Below are 16,969 nucleotides of genomic sequence, written 5' to 3'. Positions count from 1 at the left end.
ATGTACAAAGGGAATATACCATAAAATTAGCCCCCCGGAAAGGGAGAGACATCACAAAGGCCCATTCACCCTTTGCGATCAGGGCTTTGGCGCGATCCGGTGTGTCCCGAACCGGGATTCGCACGCGAATCGGCGCGATGTGTCAGCCACCTTCGCCGGGCGCCTCGGAGAAATACTTCTCCATCTTGCCGGACTCGCCGTCACGCTCTTCGGCGTCGGGCAGCGGGTCTTTCTTGGTCACGATGACCGGCCAAATCTCGGAATACTTGCGGTTGAACTCCACCCATTGCTCCATCCCCGGCTCGGTATCGGGGCGGATCGCGTCAGCGGGGCATTCGGGTTCGCACACGCCGCAATCGATGCATTCGTCGGGATGGATGACCAGCGTGTTCTCGCCCTCGTAGAAACAGTCCACCGGACATACCTCGACACAGTCGGTGTATTTGCAGGCGATGCAGTTTTCGGTGACGACATAGGTCATGAGCTGAATTCCACTGGTTCGTTGCCCGACTAGCTAAATCAGAGTGGCGTGTTCTTCAAGGGAGGATCGCCCCTGGCGGTGTCCGGAAAGGCCGGGCATCCCGCCGCAGGCGGGTGAGACGCGACAGCGTTCCGGTCAGGCTTCGGCGGGAGGAGCATCGTTCCGCTCCGCGTCCAGATCGGTATACAGCGTTTGCGCCTCGGGCGCCGGGCCACGCCGTGTACCCAGCGCCTCGACCCGGATCACCCGAACCTGGCGGCCCTGGCCAAAGGTCAGCACATCCCCCGGCCCCACCGCATGCGCCGGTTTCGAGACGCGATTGCCATTGACACGGATACGCCCCGATCCGGCCGCCTCGGCCGCCAGCCCGCGCGTCTTGAAGAAACGCGCGTGCCAGAGCCATTTGTCGATGCGCAGCCGGGTCGGCGCCTCTGTCATGACCGCTCAGTTGCCCTCTTTCAGCCCCATCAGCGCGGCGGCAAAGGGGTTGTCGGGGTCGATCGCCTTTTCCTTCTTCGGCGGGCGCGAGGAATAGGTCTTGGCGCCCTGCTGGCCGGGTTTGCCACCCTTGCCGCCCTGGGGCTTGCCATCGCGGCGGCGTCCGCCCTCTTGCGGTTTGCCACCGCGCGGGCGGTCCTTGGCGCGGCCTTCGCCCTGCCCCGGTTGACCCCGGCCCTCGCGGCGCGGGCCACGGCCCTGCTGCTGGCGGGCGGCACGGGCCCAGGTGAAGGTGAAGAAGACCTCAAGCTCGGGTTCGGCCTCTGTTGCCTCTCCGGCGGCCTCTGACGATTCTGCGGTTTCCGCTGTCTCTGCGGGGGCCTCGGCCGCTGGCGCGACCTCGGTGGCGCTAGCCGCCTCAGGTGTGGGTTCGCTTTCGGCAGCGGCCGCGACAGGCGCCGGTTTCACCTTGGTCCGCTCACCGCGCTCGGCCTTGTAGCCCAGCCCCTGCATCAGGTCGGCAAACTGTTCCAGCGTCATGCCGGTGATCGACAGCATGTCCGCCGTCGCCTCGAACCCGGCGCGGCTGTCCTTGGCACGCAGCATGTCGGCCAGACGCTCCAGCATGTCGATGCGGATCGCCCGCTCGCCCGAGATGCGATAGCCGCACATCGTATCGACGCCCGGTTCGGCATCCTTGACCGACGGCACCGTCACCAGCCCCGGCGGCGGCGCCTCGGGGAATTCCGACAGGCCCCGGGCCAGCGACCACAGCACCAGCCGCAGACGGGTCGGCGCCGGTTTCAGCAGGAGCGGCATGAAGATGGTGAACTGGCCAAAGCGGATGCCATGCTTGCGCAGGGCGCCACGCGCTTCCTGATCCAGATCCTTGACCTCTTGCGCCACATCGGCGCGCGGCAGGATGCCGAAATTCTCGACCATGCGGAAGGCAAAGCCGCGTGCCAGTCCGCTCAGCGCCTCGTCGCGCGACAGCGCGAGCAACGGCTCGAACAGGGCCGCGACCTTGCGGTCGATAAAATGCTGCAGGCGGCGCTGCACCTTCTGTTCGACATCGGGGCCTGCGGCCTCGTCAACAAAGACCTCGACCTGCGGCTTCAGCGGATCGGCGCCGACGGTGAGCTTGCCCACCGCATATTCGCCCCACATCAGACCGCCCTGTTCGGTAAAGTCGATCTCGGTATCGGGTGCGTTATAGAACCGGTCGGCGCGCAGATGGAACTGCGGCGCCAGCGCCTGCAACGACGCCGATTTCAGCGCCTTTGCCTCGGCCCCCTGCGCGGACTTGTCCGGCATGAAGCGGAATCCCTCGAGACGGCCGACGAATTCACCTTCGACCGTCACTTCACCCTTGTCGTTCACTTCGGCCAAAAGGGCCTCCTTCTGCTTGAGCCGGCGCAGCAGCACGCTGGTGCGCCGGTCCACAAATCTCTGTGTCAGACGTTCATGGAGGGCGTCCGACACCCTGTCTTCTACAGCGCGGGTTTCGCCGCGCCAATGGCTTTCGTCACGAACCCAGCCGTTCCGCTGCGCGACATATGTCCACGTGCGGATATATGCCAGCCGTTTGGACAGAGTATCTATGTCCCCATGGGTGCGGTCGATGCGACGGATTTGCCGGGCCATGAAATCGTCGGGAATATGCCCGCCCTCGTGCAGATGACCAAAGATGACCTGCAAGAGGCCAGCATGTTCCGCATGGCTGATACCGCGGAAATCCGGAATACGGCAGACATCCCAGAGCAGCCGGACCGAAGCGCCATCGCTGGCGCGGGCAATGACCTCGGCCTCGCCCGCCAGCGATTTCAGCGCCATCAGGTCGTCGGCCTCGCGCGCCTTGAGCAGGTGTTCGCCGCTGGGCGCCTCTTCCAGTGCGGAAATCAGCGCATCGACCGAGTTGAAGCGCAACGTGCTGTTGCGCCAGTTCAGTTTCTTGAGCGGGGTGAAGCGGTGCTCCATGATCGCCTGCGCCATGCCCTCGTCAAGCGGCCGCGCCTCGCCGGTCACACCAAAGGTACCGCTGGCCATGCCACGCCCGGCCCGGCCCGCGATCTGGCCCAGCTCGTTGGGCGCCAGAGGACGCATGCGGCGGCCGTCGAACTTGCTGAGCGCGGAAAAGGCCACGTGGTCGATATCCAGGTTCAACCCCATGCCGATGGCATCGGTGGCGACCAGGTAATCGACCTCGCCATTCTGATAGAGATCCACCTGCGCGTTGCGGGTACGCGGGGACAGCGCCCCCATCACCACGGCAGCACCCCCTTTTTGGCGGCGGATCAACTCGGCGATGGCATAGACGTTTTCGACCGAAAACCCGACGATGGCGCTGCGCGGTGGCATCCGGGTGATCTTTTTCGAGCCGGTATAGACCAACTGGCTCATCCGCTCGCGGCGGACGAACTGCGCCTCGGGCACCAGCGCCGCGATGGGTCCGCGCATGGTGTCGGAGCCCAGAAACAGCGTTTCGTGCAGCCCGCGCGCCCTGAGCAAGCGGTCAGTAAAGACATGGCCGCGTTCGGGATCGGCGCAGAGCTGGATTTCATCCACGGCAACGCAATCGGCGCCCAGCCCCTCGGGCATCGCCTCGACCGTGCAGACCCAATACTGGGTGCGCGGCGGCACGATTCGCTCTTCGCCGGTGACCAGCGCCACCACCGAGGGGCCGCGCAGCGCCACGATCTTGTCATAGACCTCGCGCGCAAGCAGGCGCAGCGGCAGGCCGATCACCCCCGTACGATGGCCCAGCATCCGTTCGATCGCGTAATGCGTCTTGCCTGTGTTGGTCGGGCCGAGGACGGCCACGATCCGCGTTGATCCGCTCACCTGTCTGCCCCCTGCCCGGCCCGGTGCGGCGCGTCAGAGCGCCTGGCCCTCGATCCGGGATTTCAGTCGAGTCACGGCACTGGTTACTTCCTCGTGATGCGGATGTATAGCCAGCGCCCGGGTATAGACGGCATAGGCCGTTTCAGGCCGCTCAAGCGCCTCGAAGATCAACCCAAGCCCAAAGATCGCATCATACTGGTTCGGGTTGAGCGCAAGCGCGCGCTCCAGATCGGCCACGGCGGCGCCATAGAGGTCGGCGGCGAAATAGGCCGAAGCGCGGGCATGCCACCCCTCGGCGAAATCGGGCGCATGATCGGTCAAAGCCGTCAGATGTTCGATGGCGGCGGGGATATCCTGCGCCTCGAGCGCGTCGCGACCGCGCTTGAGCAGGAAATCGGCCGAGGCAGAGCCCGATTGCTTCCAAAGCGCCTGCAATTCGCGGTCGATCTGGCGCGCGCGCACGGGATCGGCCCCGACCAGTTCCTCCAGCAGGACGGCTTCGTCATTCGGCTCGACCTCCTGCGCCGACACCCCCCCGGAAATGGCGGATATCAGCCAGAGTGCCGCAACGATATCTTTGAGCTTTACAGGCAATGCGATCATAACAGTCCTTACTTTAGCGCGCTAAACGGCGTTGTCCACGAGGGCTGCGTCACGCCCCAAACAAAGACCGAGGAACACAATGAGCGACACTCTTGAACAGGCCGCCGCCGAGCTGAACGAAAAGCTGTCTGGCGCCGGTTTCGATGCCACCGCCAAATTCGCCATCGCCGATATGGGTGCGATCGTGCTGGATGGCTCGGGCGCCCGGGTCAGCGACGAAGAGGCCGATGTGACCCTGTCGGCGGATGCCGATACCTTTCAGCAGATCCTGTCGGGCGAGCTGAATCCCACCGGCGCGTTCATGTCCGGCAAGCTGACCATCGACGGCGATATGGGCGTGGCGATGAAACTGGCCTCGGTGCTGGCCTGATGACCCTGACGCCGGCCCCCTTGTTCGAAGATGTGGCCGGCGGCCCCGCCGGTGGCGCGGCCCATTGGATGCAGACCTCGGACGGTCTGCGCATCCGCGCCGGTCACTGGCGCCCCGAGGGCGAAGCGCGTGGCACCGTGCTGATGTTTCCCGGGCGCACCGAATATATCGAGAAATACGGCGATGCGGCGCGGGCCTTTGTGGCGCGCGGCTTTGCCATGCTGGCGGTGGATTGGCGCGGTCAGGGTCTGGCCGACAGGCTGCTGGAGGACCGCCGCCTGGGGCATGTGGTGAATTTCACCGACTTCCAGCGCGACGTGGCTGCGGCGGTGGAACTGGCCACCACACTCGAACTGCCGAAGCCCTGGTTCATGGTCGGCCATTCCATGGGCGGCGCCATCGGGCTGCGCGCGGTGATGGAGGGGCTGCCGGTCGCAGCCTGCGCCTTTACCGGGCCGATGTGGGGCATTTTCTTTACCCCGGTGATGAAGCCGCTGAGCTGGATAACCGCCAACCTCGCTCCGGCCATCGGCATGGGGCACAAGCATCCCGCCACCACCACGTTGGAGCCCTATGTGCAGGCGCAGGACTTCGAGGGCAATGCGCTGACCCGCGACCCGGCGATGTACGAGATGATGCGCGATCAGCTGGCCGCGCACCCGGAACTGGCGCTTGGCGCTCCCACCAATATCTGGCTGCGCGAGGCGCTGGCGGAATGCCGCGCACTGGAGAACCGCCCCTCGCCCGACCTGCCCTGCCTGACCTTCCTGGGCACCCACGAGCAGATCGTCGACCGCAAGGCGGTGCGCGCCCGCATGGCACGCTGGCCGCGTGGCGAACTGGTCGAGATCCCGGACGGTGAACACGAGGTGCTGATGGAGGCGCCAGAAGTGCGCGACCCGGTCTATGACCGGATGGCCGCCCTGTTCTCGGCCCCCGACCAGCTGCAACGCAGCGCCTGACCGCGCGCTGGCACGCCCGAGAAAATTCGTCGAATTTTCTCGCCGCCTGCCGCAAGCGCACACTCGCGGTCTTGCCGGTTGCGGTGGGCGGCTGCGCTCCTTAAGTGTGGGGCAACCAGCAAAGACGAGGCCCCCATGTTCCACCTGCCCTTTCCCCTTCGCGACGCCAATGCCGGTTCCGGTTCCAAGGATCTCGGCAATCTGCCCGAATGGGACCTGAGCGATCTTTATACCGGCGAGGACGCGCCGGAGTTGAAGCATGACCTCGACTGGCTGGAAACCGAATGCGCCGCATTCGCCGCCGATTACGAGGGCAAGCTGGCCGATCTGGATGCGGGCGCCCTGCTGACCTGCGTGCAGCGCAACGAGAAGATCAGCGCCGTCGCCGGCCGCATCATGTCCTTTGCGGGCTTGCGCTATTACCAGCTGACCATCGACGCGGGCCGGGCCAAGTTCATGTCCGACTGCCAGGAAAAGATCACCAATTTCACCACGCCGCTGGTGTTCTTTACGCTGGAACTGAACCGGATCGAGGATGACGCTTTGGCCGCCCGCTTTGCAGAAAACGCAGAATTGGCCCGCTATGCGCCCGTGTTCCGCCGCATCCGTGCAATGAAACCCTATCAGCTGAGCGATGAACTGGAACGGTTCCTGCACGACCTCGGCGTGGTGGGCGACGCCTGGGAGCGGCTGTTCGACGAGACCATCGCCGGACTGACCTTTGACATCGACGGCGAAGAGCTGAACATCGAGGGCACGCTGAACCTGCTGACCGAGCAGGACCGGAGCAAGCGTGAGGCCGCCGCCCACGAACTGGCCCGCGTCTTTGGCGAGAACATCAAGACCTTCGCCCGCGTGCACAACACCGCCGCCAAGGAAAAGGAAGTCATCGACCGCTGGCGCAAGATGCCCAGCGCCCAGACCGGCCGTCACCTCAGCAACGACGTGGAACCCGAAGTGGTCGAGGCCCTGCGCGAGGCGGTGGTTGCCGCCTATCCCAAGCTCAGCCACCGCTATTACGAGCTGAAACGCAAATGGTTGGGGCTGGACCGCATGCAGGTCTGGGACCGCAACGCGCCGCTGCCGATGGAGGATACCCGCACCATCCCCTGGGCGCAGGCTGAGCGCATGGTGATGGAGGCCTATGACGCCTTTGACCCGCGCATGGGGGAAATCGCCGCGCCCTTCTTCTCGAAGGGGTGGATCGACGCAGCCGTGAAGCCCGGCAAGGCGCCGGGCGCCTTTGCCCATCCCACCGTGACCGAAGTGCACCCCTATGTGATGCTCAACTATCTGGGCAAACCGCGCGACGTGATGACGCTGGCGCATGAGCTGGGTCATGGCGTGCATCAGGTGCTGGCCGCCGGTCAGGGCGAAATGCTGTCCTCGACCCCGCTGACGCTGGCCGAGACCGCCAGCGTGTTCGGCGAGATGCTGACCTTCCGCAAGATGCTGGAAAAGGCCGAGACCCAGGAACAGCGCAAGGTGCTGCTGGCCGGCAAGGTCGAGGACATGATCAACACGGTGGTGCGCCAGATCGCGTTTTATGACTTTGAATGCAAGCTGCACGCCGCCCGCCGCCAGGGGGAGCTCACGCCCGAGGATATCGGCGAGTTGTGGATGAGTGTGCAGGGCGAAAGCCTTGGGCCTGCGTTTGATTTCATGGAGGGCTATGAGAGTTTCTGGGCCTATATCCCGCATTTCGTGCACTCGCCCTTTTACGTCTATGCCTATGCGTTCGGCGACGGGCTGGTGAATGCGCTCTACTCGGTCTATGCCGAGGGCGCCGAAGGGTTCGAGGAAAAATACTTCGACATGCTGAAGGCGGGCGGTTCGAAACACCATAGGGAGCTTCTGGCGCCGTTTGGCCTCGATGCCAGCGACCCCAAGTTCTGGGACAAGGGCCTGAGCATGATCTCGGACATGATCGACGAACTGGAGGCGATGGAAGGGTGAACCGGGAAGCAATCGAATATGGTTTGCGACGCTTCAACACGCGCGAAACAAGCGATCCGAAACTATACGCTATCAACTTCAGGAACAGTCTAATTTTTCTCGTTCCCGAAGATCGACCTGAACAGATGGCACCGCTTGCTTGGACCATTTCTGCGACCGTAGATGGATGGGAAGAGACAACTCGATCAATGAATTCGGGTAACGCTCGAGCGCGAGCTGAAGCCGCCGGTCTCGAGCGGATTGAAGCAGGGCACCCGAAGCACCCATCACTGTCTGAACACGCCGAAGCAAAGGTAATGGCGCTCACCAACGCTCATCTTCACGGCAGTCAGATAGGGTTTTCGCATCATAATTCGCATCCGAGACAACCGGAAGAGAACTCGTTCTATCTCTTAAAGAGATCGGAACTGGAAGCCACATCCGAAGACTTGCGCGAGCTGGCACGCTTTCAAAGCCAGATCGCTGCGTCACTCGCAAGCTCGTCTCAACAGCGGCGCGCCCGTCTTGCGTTGGCCCCGAAACAACCAAGATCGGTGCTCAGGAAAACGGTGGCATACTTGCGCAATCCCGATGTCGTGGCCGAACGTCTCTTTCTGGCCAATGGTATCTGCGACGCCTGTCAAAAAACCGCGCCATTCATTCGTGCCAAAGAGAATACTCCCTATTTGGAAGTTCATCATATTGTCCCTCTCTCCGAGAACGGCTTGGACACGGTAGAGAACACTCAGGCACTCTGCCCGAATTGCCACCGACGTGCACACTACGGTTAACTGCAGGATCAAGATCGGCGGTTTCCGCTCGCGTACCCTAGCTCAAACATGCATATCTTTCTGACGCCCGCGCCGCGGCTCAATGCTGCGCCTCGTCCTGGCGTGGTGCGCGCAGCCGCCGCTGCTTGCCATATGCCTCGCGAAAGGCGCGGGCGCGGCGTCTGGCACCGGGAATGGCGGTCTGATCCTTGAGGATAAGCCGCAAGCCGCCATCGCGCTTGGGCCTCACCTGCTGGATATGGTCGAAGGCCACCCAGTAGGATTTGTGCACCTGCATCCCCGCCGCCGGATCAAGCGCCCTGACCAGCGCCCCAAAGCTCTCGCGCACATGGGTCTTGCGGCCGTCATGGTGAACAAAGACATAGTGTTCGTCGGCCTCGACCAGCTTGATCGCATCCGCCGGAACCGTCTCTCCATCCAGGATCACAAGTGGCCCCTGCGCGCGCGGTGCCGCGGCGTCCGAAGGACGCGGGGCGCCATCGCGCCTCTCTGCATCGGCGGGCAGTTGCCGCGTCAGGCGGGCGCGGGCCTTCGGCAGCACCAGCGCGGCGAACAGGAACTCGAAACCCAGATGGATCGCGTAGGCCAGCAGCACGGCGCGGGACACCGAGGCCGCATCCCACATGCCGGGATCGAATGATCCGCTCACGGACCAAAGCAACGTGAAATCGCTGAGCAGATTGGTGGTCAGGCCGATGAGCGACACCGGCAAAGCGATTGCATGTCTCATCACCCGCGCCAGCCAGACCAGCGTCAGGCTCAGATAGAGCAGCGCCACCCACAGAGCGGCCGCCAGACCCAGGCCCAGCATCAGCGTCTGGGGAAACGTCGTCGGCAGGTTCAGGAGCGAGATATTCAGGACGCGGACAATGGTGGCCGAGAACAGCACGATGAACACACCGACCGGACATGTCATCAGCGTCACCGCATCCCGGTGCGCCAGCGAGATGCTGTCACCGTTCAGGAAATGAAGGGTCAGCGGTTTCTGCGGACTCATGGTCGACCTGAGCGAAACCGGGTCGCGACAGGCACATGCCCCGACCGGTTCCTCTGTTGTGTCTGTTGCGTTGCGTGCTCGTTACCTCACTGATCCGCTTAGATAATCATCCGCCGATGACATGCCAGTCACGTTCGTTTGAGACGATTCCGCCCAGCCGACACCCACTGTCAGAACCGTTCCACCGTTCCCGATAATGAACGGTGACCGCACCACGTTTCATGACACGAAATGCTGTCGTTTCCACCACTCGTGACAACAGCGCTGCCGTCACCACGGTCGCTGCCTAATGTTCCCGCAGGCGCACTGGGTGGGGGCTCAGACCGCGTCAGCGACGTCAGTGCCGATGGTTCCGAATGCGATGCCGCCTCATGCGGGTGGTGGTTGTGTCCCGATCGGCACTGGCTCGCTGGGGGGCAAACAGGGATCACGAACATGCAAGACTCCATCTGGCTTTACCTCGGCGCAGCCATGCCCGGCCGGGGGGCAGAGACCGTGCCGACCCGTCTGGGCGGCACGCTGTTCGAACCCGCCGGATATGTGCCGGTGTCGACAAACGCCGCGCCCCGGGCCGGCGACGCGACGGTGGCATTGACCTATCGCGCGCCCGATGGCGGCCCGGTGACAGCAGACATCACGGGCGTGCTGTCATCCGCCGTACAGGTAACCTTTGCAGATGGCCGGTTCCAGACCGTCACAGGGGGCACCCTGATACCCTTGTCGAACGGCGACCTGTTCTATGCGGTTGCGGCGGATGACAGCGACGCTATCGCGCCATTCCGGACGCTTGACGGAGCAATGCGGCCCATCGCGACCCTGCGACTGACCGGCAGGCAGCTATACTCCGAGACCGACCTGAACGCCCTGAGCTTTCCACAGGACTTTTCCGCGATCGATCCAAACGGAGTACTTTCGGACGGAACCGTATCGGGCACCGGCGCGGCGGACCTGATCGATGGCAGGTATCTCGGCGACAGCGATGGCGATCTGGTCGACAATCTCGATGCCAGCGGCCTGAATGGTGAACTGCCCGAAAGCGATGATGACCGGATCGACGCGCAGGGCGGCAACGACACGGTCGAGGCCGGGCGTGGCCACGACACAGTGCTGGGCGGCGATGGAGACGACTCGCTCGACGGCGGCGCCGGCGCCGACAGCCTGTCGGGCGGGTCGGGCGCGGATACGTTGGACGGCGGCATCGGCGCCGACCCTTTGTCACCGGTCTATCAACAGGTCACCTCGGTCAACCAGGTCTTGGATGGCGTGAACAGCCGAGCGGATTTCGGGGTGACGACAAACTCTGACACGGGGAATGTAACCTTCATCTCGTCCGGTGCGATCAGCAACGGCTTTTTTCTCGGCAACACTTTCAATATCTCCGGGATCGGATCACGGGAAACTCACTCCCATGTCGCCTCATCGCAGGCTGCCGGCGCGCGGATCGTGCTGAATCGGCTGGAAAGCCCGGAAGGGCTGACAATTTCGGTCGACGGCGCTGTGCTCGACCTGAACGCGGCCGTCGCATCCGGAGATGTCGAATTCGATGGCGCGGGCGTCTATGTCATCAGCGCGTCGGGCATGATCGTCAGCACGAGCAACTCCATCGCGGTCACCGGCAATACCGAGTTGACCTTGACCTTCAAGGTACCGCTCAGCCGCATCGACCTCATGCTGGTCAAGACGAATTTCTCGGACGACGGCGTCGTCTATGCGCTGTCCTTCGACACCAACCCGATTGTCGCGCCGCGCCTTTCCACCGCAAACGACACGCTCGATGGCGGCCTGGGCAATGACCTTCTCGTTGGTAATGATGGCGACGACTCGCTGATCGGCGGCGGCGAGGACGACACGCTCGATGGCGGCTCGGGCGCTGACACCCTGGATGGTGGCGATGGCAACGACCTTCTGCTTGGCCAGGCTGACGGCGACTTGCTGATAGGCGGTCGGGGAAACGACACGCTCGATGGCGGTTCCGGCGCGGACACCCTGGACGGTGGCGCGGACAACGATTCGGTGCTTGGCGGTATCGGCAATGACCTTCTGCTTGGCCAGGCTGGCGACGACACGCTGAGCGGCGGCGATGGCAACGATTCGGTCCTGGGCGGCGTCGGCAATGACTCCCTGCGCGGCGGTGCCGGGGACAACACCCTGTCCGGAGGGGACGGCAACGACACGCTGCTTGGCGATTCTGGCAGGGATTCGCTCGTGGGCGGTGCCGGGGACGACACGCTGGCCGGTGGCGGTGGGGCAGATACCCTGGTTGGCGGCGCCGGCAATGACAGCATCTTCGATGGCGGCGGGGACGATCTTGTGTTCGGCTCCGAGGGTAACGATCTCTTCTTCATTGGGCGGGGTCACAATACGATCGGGGATTTCGGCTTTGGCAGCGGCCCCATCGATGATGGCGACCAGACCAACAACGATTTCGTCAATCTGAGCGCGTTCTACAATCAGGCCAACTATGACGCCGCCGTTTCGAGCGGCCAGATCGACCCGAGTGTGATCCGCAACCCGCTGGAATGGCTGCGCGCGGATCACGCGGATGATGGTGTGCTCAACGACACCGCCGCGGGATGGGCCGCAAATGACAGCCTGACGCTGAACAATGGCGGCGCGACGGTTGAGACCGGCCAGCTGACTTTCGACACCACCAACGTGACCTGTTTCTGCCGGGGCACGCTGATCGCCACCGCCGCGGGCGAGATCCCGGTCGAGGATCTGAGCCCGGGTGCGCGGGTGATCACCCGCGACCGCGGCTATCAGCGCATCCGCTGGATCGGCAGCACCGCACGCGATGCGCATCCCAACATCGCCCCGATCCGCATTCGCGCGGGCGTGCTGAAGAACACCCGCGACCTGCGGGTCTCGCCCAATCACCGGGTTCTGATGATGGGGCCGATGGTCGAGTTCTTTCTGGGCCAATCCGAGGTTCTGGTTCCCGCCAAGTTCCTGGTCGGCGGCAAGGGCATCACCCAGGACCCACCGGGCGAGGTGCAGTATTTCCACATGCTGTTCGATCAGCACGAACTGATCCTGTCCGAAGGCGCCTGGAGCGAGAGCTTTCATCCCGGTCAGGTCGGCTGGTCGACCCTTTGCGACGCGACCCGGGCAGAGATCCTCACCCTGTTTCCCGACCTGGACCGGGCAACCGGAGCGTCGGGGATGTCGACCGCCCGCTATGTCGCCGACCGGCGCGAGGCGCTTGTCCTTCTGCAGACGCTTCAGGGGCACGGACTGTCGAACAAGGAGATCGTACCATGCTGAGACAACAGGACAGGCTTCATGCACCGGGCCCGCGCCGTCTTGCTGACGGCACAGGCAATCCACAGGCAGATCAGCATGGCGACCGGCTTCCTTCCGGGGCAGCCCCGCTTCTTGCCGTTGGCAGCGGAGTGGCGGGGGCCTGCGTCGCAGTGGTTGCGCTTGTTCTGGGCGAGGGGATCGGGGTGGCGCTCGTACTCTACCTTGCAGTTTCACTGATGCTGTTCGTCTGCGGGCTGGCTCTGGCCCTGGTCGCGGGCGGGAAACAGCCCCCTCCAGACCCGCAAGCACCGGTCGAGTGCGACGCAACGGATACGGCGCGAGCGGCGTATGTGCGCAACCGGCGGCGCCGTATCCTGATCGGGTTCGCGATGCTTGCCGTCCTCGCCGCATTCACGCTGACCGAAAGTGCGGTCATCCGGCAGGGGACCGTATTCCTGAGCGCCGGGCTTTTCCTGCGCCGAACATGGGTCGGTCGCACGCACAAGCCATCCAGATTGGTCGTTGCCCCCGATTGCGAATCCCACACGGCGATGCCCGAGGCGGGCAAGACCGCATGGTGATGGATATCCATCGCGAACGCGCAGCCATTCTCGGGACCAGCCGCGACGAGAACGCGGCCCGCGTGTCCGCCCGCGTCAGACTTCGGTTCAGCCTCGCCGGACAACAATCTCCCGAGACAAGCGCGATCGTGGTCAGCGTCGCGGTCACCGCCGGGCAGAACCAGCCCTGGCGCCGAACCCGTCGCGAGATCCTGGCCAGCGCCTGGCATTGGCTTGAGCGCTATTTCGATGGTGCCAGCCTGGAGAGTGGAGACGGGAACCTGTTTTCCGACATCTTCGAGGAAAAGCCGTGGCAGAAGGGGTCCGGCCTGACGCCAACGCAGGAACGCAGCCTGCAACGCGACTTGCGCCGGATCACGCGGGAACACGCGTACTGACGGGTGATGCGGCACGACAGCAGGTGCCGTGCCGCACGGGGTCAGCCTGAGAACCCACCGTGCACGATCTCCAGCTTGTTGCCCCAGGGGTCGCGCAGATAGGCGGCAAAGACCCCAGGCATCGGATAAGCCTCGCGCGGACCGGGCGCACCTTCGTCGGTCGCGCCTGCCGCCAGCCCGGCGGCATGACCGGCCGACACCGCGTCGCGGCTGGGGGCAGCAAACGCGACATGCGCGCCATTGCCCGCGCTGGCCGCTCCGCCGTCAAAGGGCGACAGCAACAGGAACGCAACGCGCTCTCTGCCATAGGCCGCGAACCCCTCACCCGAGGCAAGACAGCTGATGCCGAGGGTCGACAACAGTTCGGTGTAAAAGGTCTGCGCTGCCGCAACGTCGGGCACGCCAAGGCTCAGGTGGTCGATTGTGGTCATGATTGTCCTCACAAGGTTGTCCAGGGTGATCGGTCGGACGGCGCGGCCGATGTTTGACCGGGTCCGCCGAGCGGCGGCTTATGACAAGCCGACTCCGCCCCCTTCGATTGCCTCAGACCGTTCCGTGTTGGAATGCCAGCGCGTCCGGAGTTTCTGCCGGATCGTCCGCCGTTGCCGGGTGTACCCGGATCACTTCAGCTGGCTGTCTTTCGACCCACGCCGGTTGATGCCCCCGCGCAGCTTGACGGCGCCGTCGCGCTCCTGCTGACAGTCCAGGCACAGCTTCACCCCCGGTATCGCCTGCCGTCGTGCCTCGGGGATCTCCTCTTCGCATTCGGCACAATGGGTCAGGCTCTCGCCCACCGGTGCGCGGCGCGCCTGCATCCGCGCCAGCTCGTCCGAGATCGATGCCTCGATCTGTTCGCTCACCGCGCCGTCGCGGGCCCAGCCTCCGGCCATGATCGCTCCTCCCTTGGGACCATCATCCTAGCGCGGCCACGTGACGATGCAACTCTGCCCGGCTAGACGCAGGGTCAGTCTTTGCCCTGACATATTCGACGCTTAGGCTGGCGCCAGATCGCATCAGGGAGAGTTGATCATGCGGAAGGTTCTGAAATGGGCGGTGCGACTGCTGGTGCTGGCGGCGATTGCCGGGGCGGTCGTGTTCTTCGGCTTTCTGCCTGCATATGTCGAGGACACGTCCAACAACGTGATCGACCATGCCCCCTATCCGGTCAGCGACCGCGCCGCTGCCTTGCACAGGGACCTGATCGTGGGCGACTGGCATGCCGATCCGCTGCTCTGGAGCCGCGATCTGAGCCAGCGCGGCACCCGCGGCCAGGTCGATGTGCCCCGCCTGATCGAGGGCAACGTGGCGCTACAAGTGTTTACCGCAGTTACCAAATCGCCGGCCGGGCAGAACTATGACAGCAACTCGGCCGAGGCGTTCGACAACATCACCCTGCTGGCGGTGGGCCAGCTCTGGCCGCTGCGCACCTGGACCAGCCTGCGCGAACGGGCGATCTGGCAGGCGGAAAAACTGCACAAGGTCGAGGCCGCCGCCGGTGGGCGCCTCAAGATCATCAAGACCGCCGCCGATCTGGAAGAAGTGCTCGCTGCCAAGGCGCGCGGCGCGGCGGTTGTGGGCGGCATCCTGGGGATCGAGGGGGCGCATCCGCTCGAGGGCGATCTTGCCAATCTCGACCCGATCTTTGACGCCGGGCACCGGGTCTACGGGCTGCAACATTTCTTCGACAACGAGCTGGGCGGCTCGCTGCATGGCGAAGCCGACACCGGCCTGACCGAATTCGGCCGCGCCGTAGTGGCCGAACTGGCCCGCCGTCCGGTGGTGATCGACCTGGCCCATTCCAGCCAGCAGGTGGCGCGCGACGTGCTGGCGATGACCGACATGCCGCTGGTGGTCAGCCATGGCGGGCTGCACGGCCATTGCCCGGTGAAACGCAACTATCCCGACGAGCTGATGCGCGAGATTGCCGCCACCGGCGGGGTGATCGGCATGGGCTACTGGGCCGAGGTCGCCTGTGACGACATCACCCCTACCGGTATCGCCAAGATGATCGTCAAGGCGATCGAGACGGTGGGCGCCGATCACGTCTCGCTGGGCTCCGATTATGACGGTTCGGTGGAAACCGCATTTGACACCTCGGAACTGGCCGCACTTACCTCGGCGCTGCTGGATGCGGGCGTGAGCGAAGAGCAGATCCGCAAGGTGATGGGCGACAACATGGTCCGCGTCCTGCGCGCCCGGCTGCGGTAATTCCTGACGGGCGCGCGGGCCCGGTCGCCGCAGCGCATGGCGATCTCGCGCCTTCTTTGAAATGCGCGCAACAAGAAGGGCCCCGCCGGGCCCCTCTCTTCATTCCGCCATAAATATTCACCTGCGGGCCGGTCAGGCCGGGATCAGCATGCCTTTTTCGCGGGCCAGCTCGCGCATGCGCTTTTGCAGCTTTTCAAAGGCGCGCACCTCGATCTGACGGATACGTTCGCGGCTGACATTGTATTGCGCGCTCAGATCCTCCAGCGTCACGGTCTGGTCCATCAGCCGACGCTGGGTCAGCACGTCCTTTTCGCGCTCGTTCAGCACATCCAGGGCCGAGGCCAGCAATTCGCGCCGCGCCTCCAGCTCGTCGCGCGCCTCGTAATCGGCGGCTTGGTCGGCATCCTCGTCCTCCAGCCAGTCCTGCCATTGCATCGTGCCCTCGCCTTCGGAGCCGACAGTGGCATTCAGCGAGGCATCGCCACCCGACATGCGCCGGTTCATGCTGATCACGTCATCCTCGCTCACACCCAGGTCATGGGCGATGCGGGCGACGTTCTCGGGGCGCAGATCGCCCTCTTCCAGCGCGCCGATACGGGCCTTGGCCTTGCGCAGGTTGAAGAACAGCTTTTTCTGGGCGCTGGTGGTGCCCAGTTTCACCAGCGACCACGAGCGCAGGATATACTCCTGGATCGCGGCGCGGATCCACCACATGGCATAGGTCGCCAGACGGAACCCCTTTTCGGGGTCGAACCGTTTCACCGCCTGCATCAGGCCTACGTTCGCCTCGGAAATCACCTCGGCCTGCGGCAGGCCATAGCCGCGATAGCCCATGGCGATCTTGGCGGCCAGACGCAGGTGACTGGTGACCATCTTGTGGGCCGACTCGGCATCCTGTTCCTCGACCCAGCGCTTGGCCAGCATGTATTCCTCTTCCGGTTCCAGCAGCGGGAACTTGCGGATTTCCTGCATATAGCGGTTCAGACCGCCTTCGGGCGTGGGGGCCGGCAGGGTGGTGTAATTCGCCATGATCAATGTCCCTCCCAAATGTTTAAGGACTTAACATAGGATATGGGTCGCCTATTTTGCCCATTCAAGGGTCAAGGGCTACGATACCGAAATTAAGCTTCGATTAAGAAAAT

15 protein-coding genes and 1 pseudogene are annotated in these 16,969 nt (G+C 64.1%); 8 read left to right on the top strand and 8 right to left on the bottom strand.

Annotation, left to right across the window (positions count from 1 at the left end; all coding sequences use genetic code 11):
* Positions 1–142: 142 nt before the first annotated feature.
* From fdxA to AC2FLM_RS16890, 4 genes and pseudogenes are all read right to left on the bottom strand, one after another.
* A complete protein-coding gene (gene fdxA, locus AC2FLM_RS16905) occupies positions 143–481 on the bottom strand; it encodes a ferredoxin FdxA (RefSeq protein ID WP_496859233.1) in 339 nt (112 codons plus the stop codon).
* A 147-nt stretch (positions 482–628) separates the two neighbouring features.
* A pseudogene (locus AC2FLM_RS16900) lies at positions 629–919 on the bottom strand (RNA-binding S4 domain-containing protein); the annotation flags it as partial.
* Positions 920–925: 6 nt separating this feature from the next.
* Entirely contained in the window at positions 926–3,760 is a 2,835-nt protein-coding gene (locus tag AC2FLM_RS16895; RefSeq protein ID WP_496859232.1) for a helicase-related protein, read from the bottom strand.
* 33 nt (positions 3,761–3,793) lie between these two features.
* Positions 3,794–4,363, bottom strand: a complete 570-nt coding sequence (locus AC2FLM_RS16890; RefSeq protein WP_496859231.1) for a tetratricopeptide repeat protein — start codon at positions 4,361–4,363, stop codon at positions 3,794–3,796.
* Between the two features lie 79 nt (positions 4,364–4,442).
* On the opposite strand from AC2FLM_RS16890, the gene AC2FLM_RS16885 reads away from it, so the two are divergent.
* The 4 genes from AC2FLM_RS16885 to AC2FLM_RS16870 all read left to right on the top strand — a co-directional run bounded on the left by AC2FLM_RS16885 (position 4,443) and on the right by AC2FLM_RS16870 (position 8,421).
* Complete coding sequence (locus AC2FLM_RS16885) at positions 4,443–4,733, top strand: SCP2 sterol-binding domain-containing protein (RefSeq protein WP_496859230.1); 291 nt, start codon at positions 4,443–4,445, stop codon at positions 4,731–4,733.
* Complete coding sequence (locus tag AC2FLM_RS16880) at positions 4,733–5,695, top strand: alpha/beta hydrolase (RefSeq protein ID WP_496859229.1); 963 nt, start codon at positions 4,733–4,735, stop codon at positions 5,693–5,695. Before AC2FLM_RS16885 ends, AC2FLM_RS16880 begins: the two co-directional genes overlap by 1 nt.
* A 135-nt stretch (positions 5,696–5,830) precedes the next feature.
* Positions 5,831–7,651 carry a M3 family oligoendopeptidase gene (locus tag AC2FLM_RS16875; protein WP_496859228.1) on the top strand — a complete coding sequence of 607 codons (1,821 nt, stop codon included), beginning with the start codon at positions 5,831–5,833 and terminating at the stop codon, positions 7,649–7,651.
* Positions 7,648–8,421, top strand: coding sequence for an HNH endonuclease (locus AC2FLM_RS16870; protein WP_496859227.1), 774 nt, complete (start codon positions 7,648–7,650; stop codon positions 8,419–8,421). Before AC2FLM_RS16875 ends, AC2FLM_RS16870 begins: the two co-directional genes overlap by 4 nt.
* A gap of 79 nt (positions 8,422–8,500) precedes the next feature.
* Here the strand turns inward: AC2FLM_RS16870 and AC2FLM_RS16865 are convergent, their stop codons facing one another.
* Entirely contained in the window at positions 8,501–9,418 is a 918-nt protein-coding gene (locus AC2FLM_RS16865) for a LytTR family DNA-binding domain-containing protein (protein ID WP_496859226.1), read from the bottom strand.
* A 435-nt stretch (positions 9,419–9,853) separates the two neighbouring features.
* On the opposite strand from AC2FLM_RS16865, the gene AC2FLM_RS16860 reads away from it, so the two are divergent.
* The 3 genes from AC2FLM_RS16860 to AC2FLM_RS16850 are packed head-to-tail and all read left to right on the top strand — an operon-like array spanning position 9,854 to position 13,619.
* Positions 9,854–12,682 carry a Hint domain-containing protein gene (locus AC2FLM_RS16860; protein WP_496859225.1) on the top strand — a complete coding sequence of 943 codons (2,829 nt, stop codon included), beginning with the start codon at positions 9,854–9,856 and terminating at the stop codon, positions 12,680–12,682.
* Positions 12,676–13,242 (top strand): hypothetical protein, encoded by a 567-nt coding sequence (locus AC2FLM_RS16855; RefSeq protein ID WP_496859224.1) that lies wholly within the window; start codon positions 12,676–12,678, stop codon positions 13,240–13,242. The genes AC2FLM_RS16860 and AC2FLM_RS16855 overlap by 7 nt, the downstream gene beginning before the upstream one ends.
* Positions 13,236–13,619: a hypothetical protein gene (locus AC2FLM_RS16850; RefSeq protein ID WP_496859223.1), complete on the top strand. Its 384-nt coding sequence runs from the start codon at positions 13,236–13,238 to the stop codon at positions 13,617–13,619. Before AC2FLM_RS16855 ends, AC2FLM_RS16850 begins: the two co-directional genes overlap by 7 nt.
* Positions 13,620–13,660: 41 nt before the next feature.
* On the opposite strand, the gene AC2FLM_RS16845 is transcribed toward AC2FLM_RS16850, so the two are convergent.
* Both AC2FLM_RS16845 and AC2FLM_RS16840 read right to left on the bottom strand, forming a co-directional pair.
* Entirely contained in the window at positions 13,661–14,050 is a 390-nt protein-coding gene (locus tag AC2FLM_RS16845) for a VOC family protein (protein WP_496859222.1), read from the bottom strand.
* A gap of 189 nt (positions 14,051–14,239) precedes the next feature.
* Positions 14,240–14,509 (bottom strand): DksA/TraR family C4-type zinc finger protein, encoded by a 270-nt coding sequence (locus AC2FLM_RS16840; protein WP_234144895.1) that lies wholly within the window; start codon positions 14,507–14,509, stop codon positions 14,240–14,242.
* A 139-nt stretch (positions 14,510–14,648) separates the two neighbouring features.
* Between AC2FLM_RS16840 and AC2FLM_RS16835 the strand changes: the two genes are divergently transcribed.
* A complete protein-coding gene (locus AC2FLM_RS16835) occupies positions 14,649–15,827 on the top strand; it encodes a dipeptidase (RefSeq protein ID WP_496859221.1) in 1,179 nt (392 codons plus the stop codon).
* A 132-nt stretch (positions 15,828–15,959) separates the two neighbouring features.
* On the opposite strand, the gene rpoH is transcribed toward AC2FLM_RS16835, so the two are convergent.
* Positions 15,960–16,856, bottom strand: coding sequence for an RNA polymerase sigma factor RpoH (gene rpoH, locus AC2FLM_RS16830; RefSeq protein ID WP_234137885.1), 897 nt, complete (start codon positions 16,854–16,856; stop codon positions 15,960–15,962).
* Between the last annotated feature and the right edge of the window lie 113 nt (positions 16,857–16,969).

The organism is Ruegeria sp. SAZD011 (assembly GCF_059612545.1).
This window is presented reverse-complemented; position numbering and strand designations above follow the sequence as displayed.

Excerpts from the sequence above, each read along its gene's own strand:
- fdxA (WP_496859233.1), bottom strand. The coding sequence starts at position 481 with ATGACCTATGTCGTCACCGAAAACTGCATCGCCTGCAAATACACCGAC.
- AC2FLM_RS16890 (WP_496859231.1), bottom strand. The coding sequence starts at position 4,363 with ATGATCGCATTGCCTGTAAAGCTCAAAGATATCGTTGCGGCACTCTGG.
- AC2FLM_RS16885 (WP_496859230.1), top strand. The coding sequence starts at position 4,443 with ATGAGCGACACTCTTGAACAGGCCGCCGCCGAGCTGAACGAAAAGCTG.
- AC2FLM_RS16880 (WP_496859229.1), top strand. The coding sequence starts at position 4,733 with ATGACCCTGACGCCGGCCCCCTTGTTCGAAGATGTGGCCGGCGGCCCC.
- AC2FLM_RS16875 (WP_496859228.1), top strand. The coding sequence starts at position 5,831 with ATGTTCCACCTGCCCTTTCCCCTTCGCGACGCCAATGCCGGTTCCGGT.
- AC2FLM_RS16865 (WP_496859226.1), bottom strand. The coding sequence starts at position 9,418 with ATGAGTCCGCAGAAACCGCTGACCCTTCATTTCCTGAACGGTGACAGC.
- AC2FLM_RS16860 (WP_496859225.1), top strand. The coding sequence starts at position 9,854 with ATGCAAGACTCCATCTGGCTTTACCTCGGCGCAGCCATGCCCGGCCGG.
- AC2FLM_RS16855 (WP_496859224.1), top strand. The coding sequence starts at position 12,676 with ATGCTGAGACAACAGGACAGGCTTCATGCACCGGGCCCGCGCCGTCTT.
- AC2FLM_RS16850 (WP_496859223.1), top strand. The coding sequence starts at position 13,236 with ATGGTGATGGATATCCATCGCGAACGCGCAGCCATTCTCGGGACCAGC.
- AC2FLM_RS16845 (WP_496859222.1), bottom strand. The coding sequence starts at position 14,050 with ATGACCACAATCGACCACCTGAGCCTTGGCGTGCCCGACGTTGCGGCA.
- AC2FLM_RS16840 (WP_234144895.1), bottom strand. The coding sequence starts at position 14,509 with ATGGCCGGAGGCTGGGCCCGCGACGGCGCGGTGAGCGAACAGATCGAG.
- AC2FLM_RS16835 (WP_496859221.1), top strand. The coding sequence starts at position 14,649 with ATGCGGAAGGTTCTGAAATGGGCGGTGCGACTGCTGGTGCTGGCGGCG.
- rpoH (WP_234137885.1), bottom strand. The coding sequence starts at position 16,856 with ATGGCGAATTACACCACCCTGCCGGCCCCCACGCCCGAAGGCGGTCTG.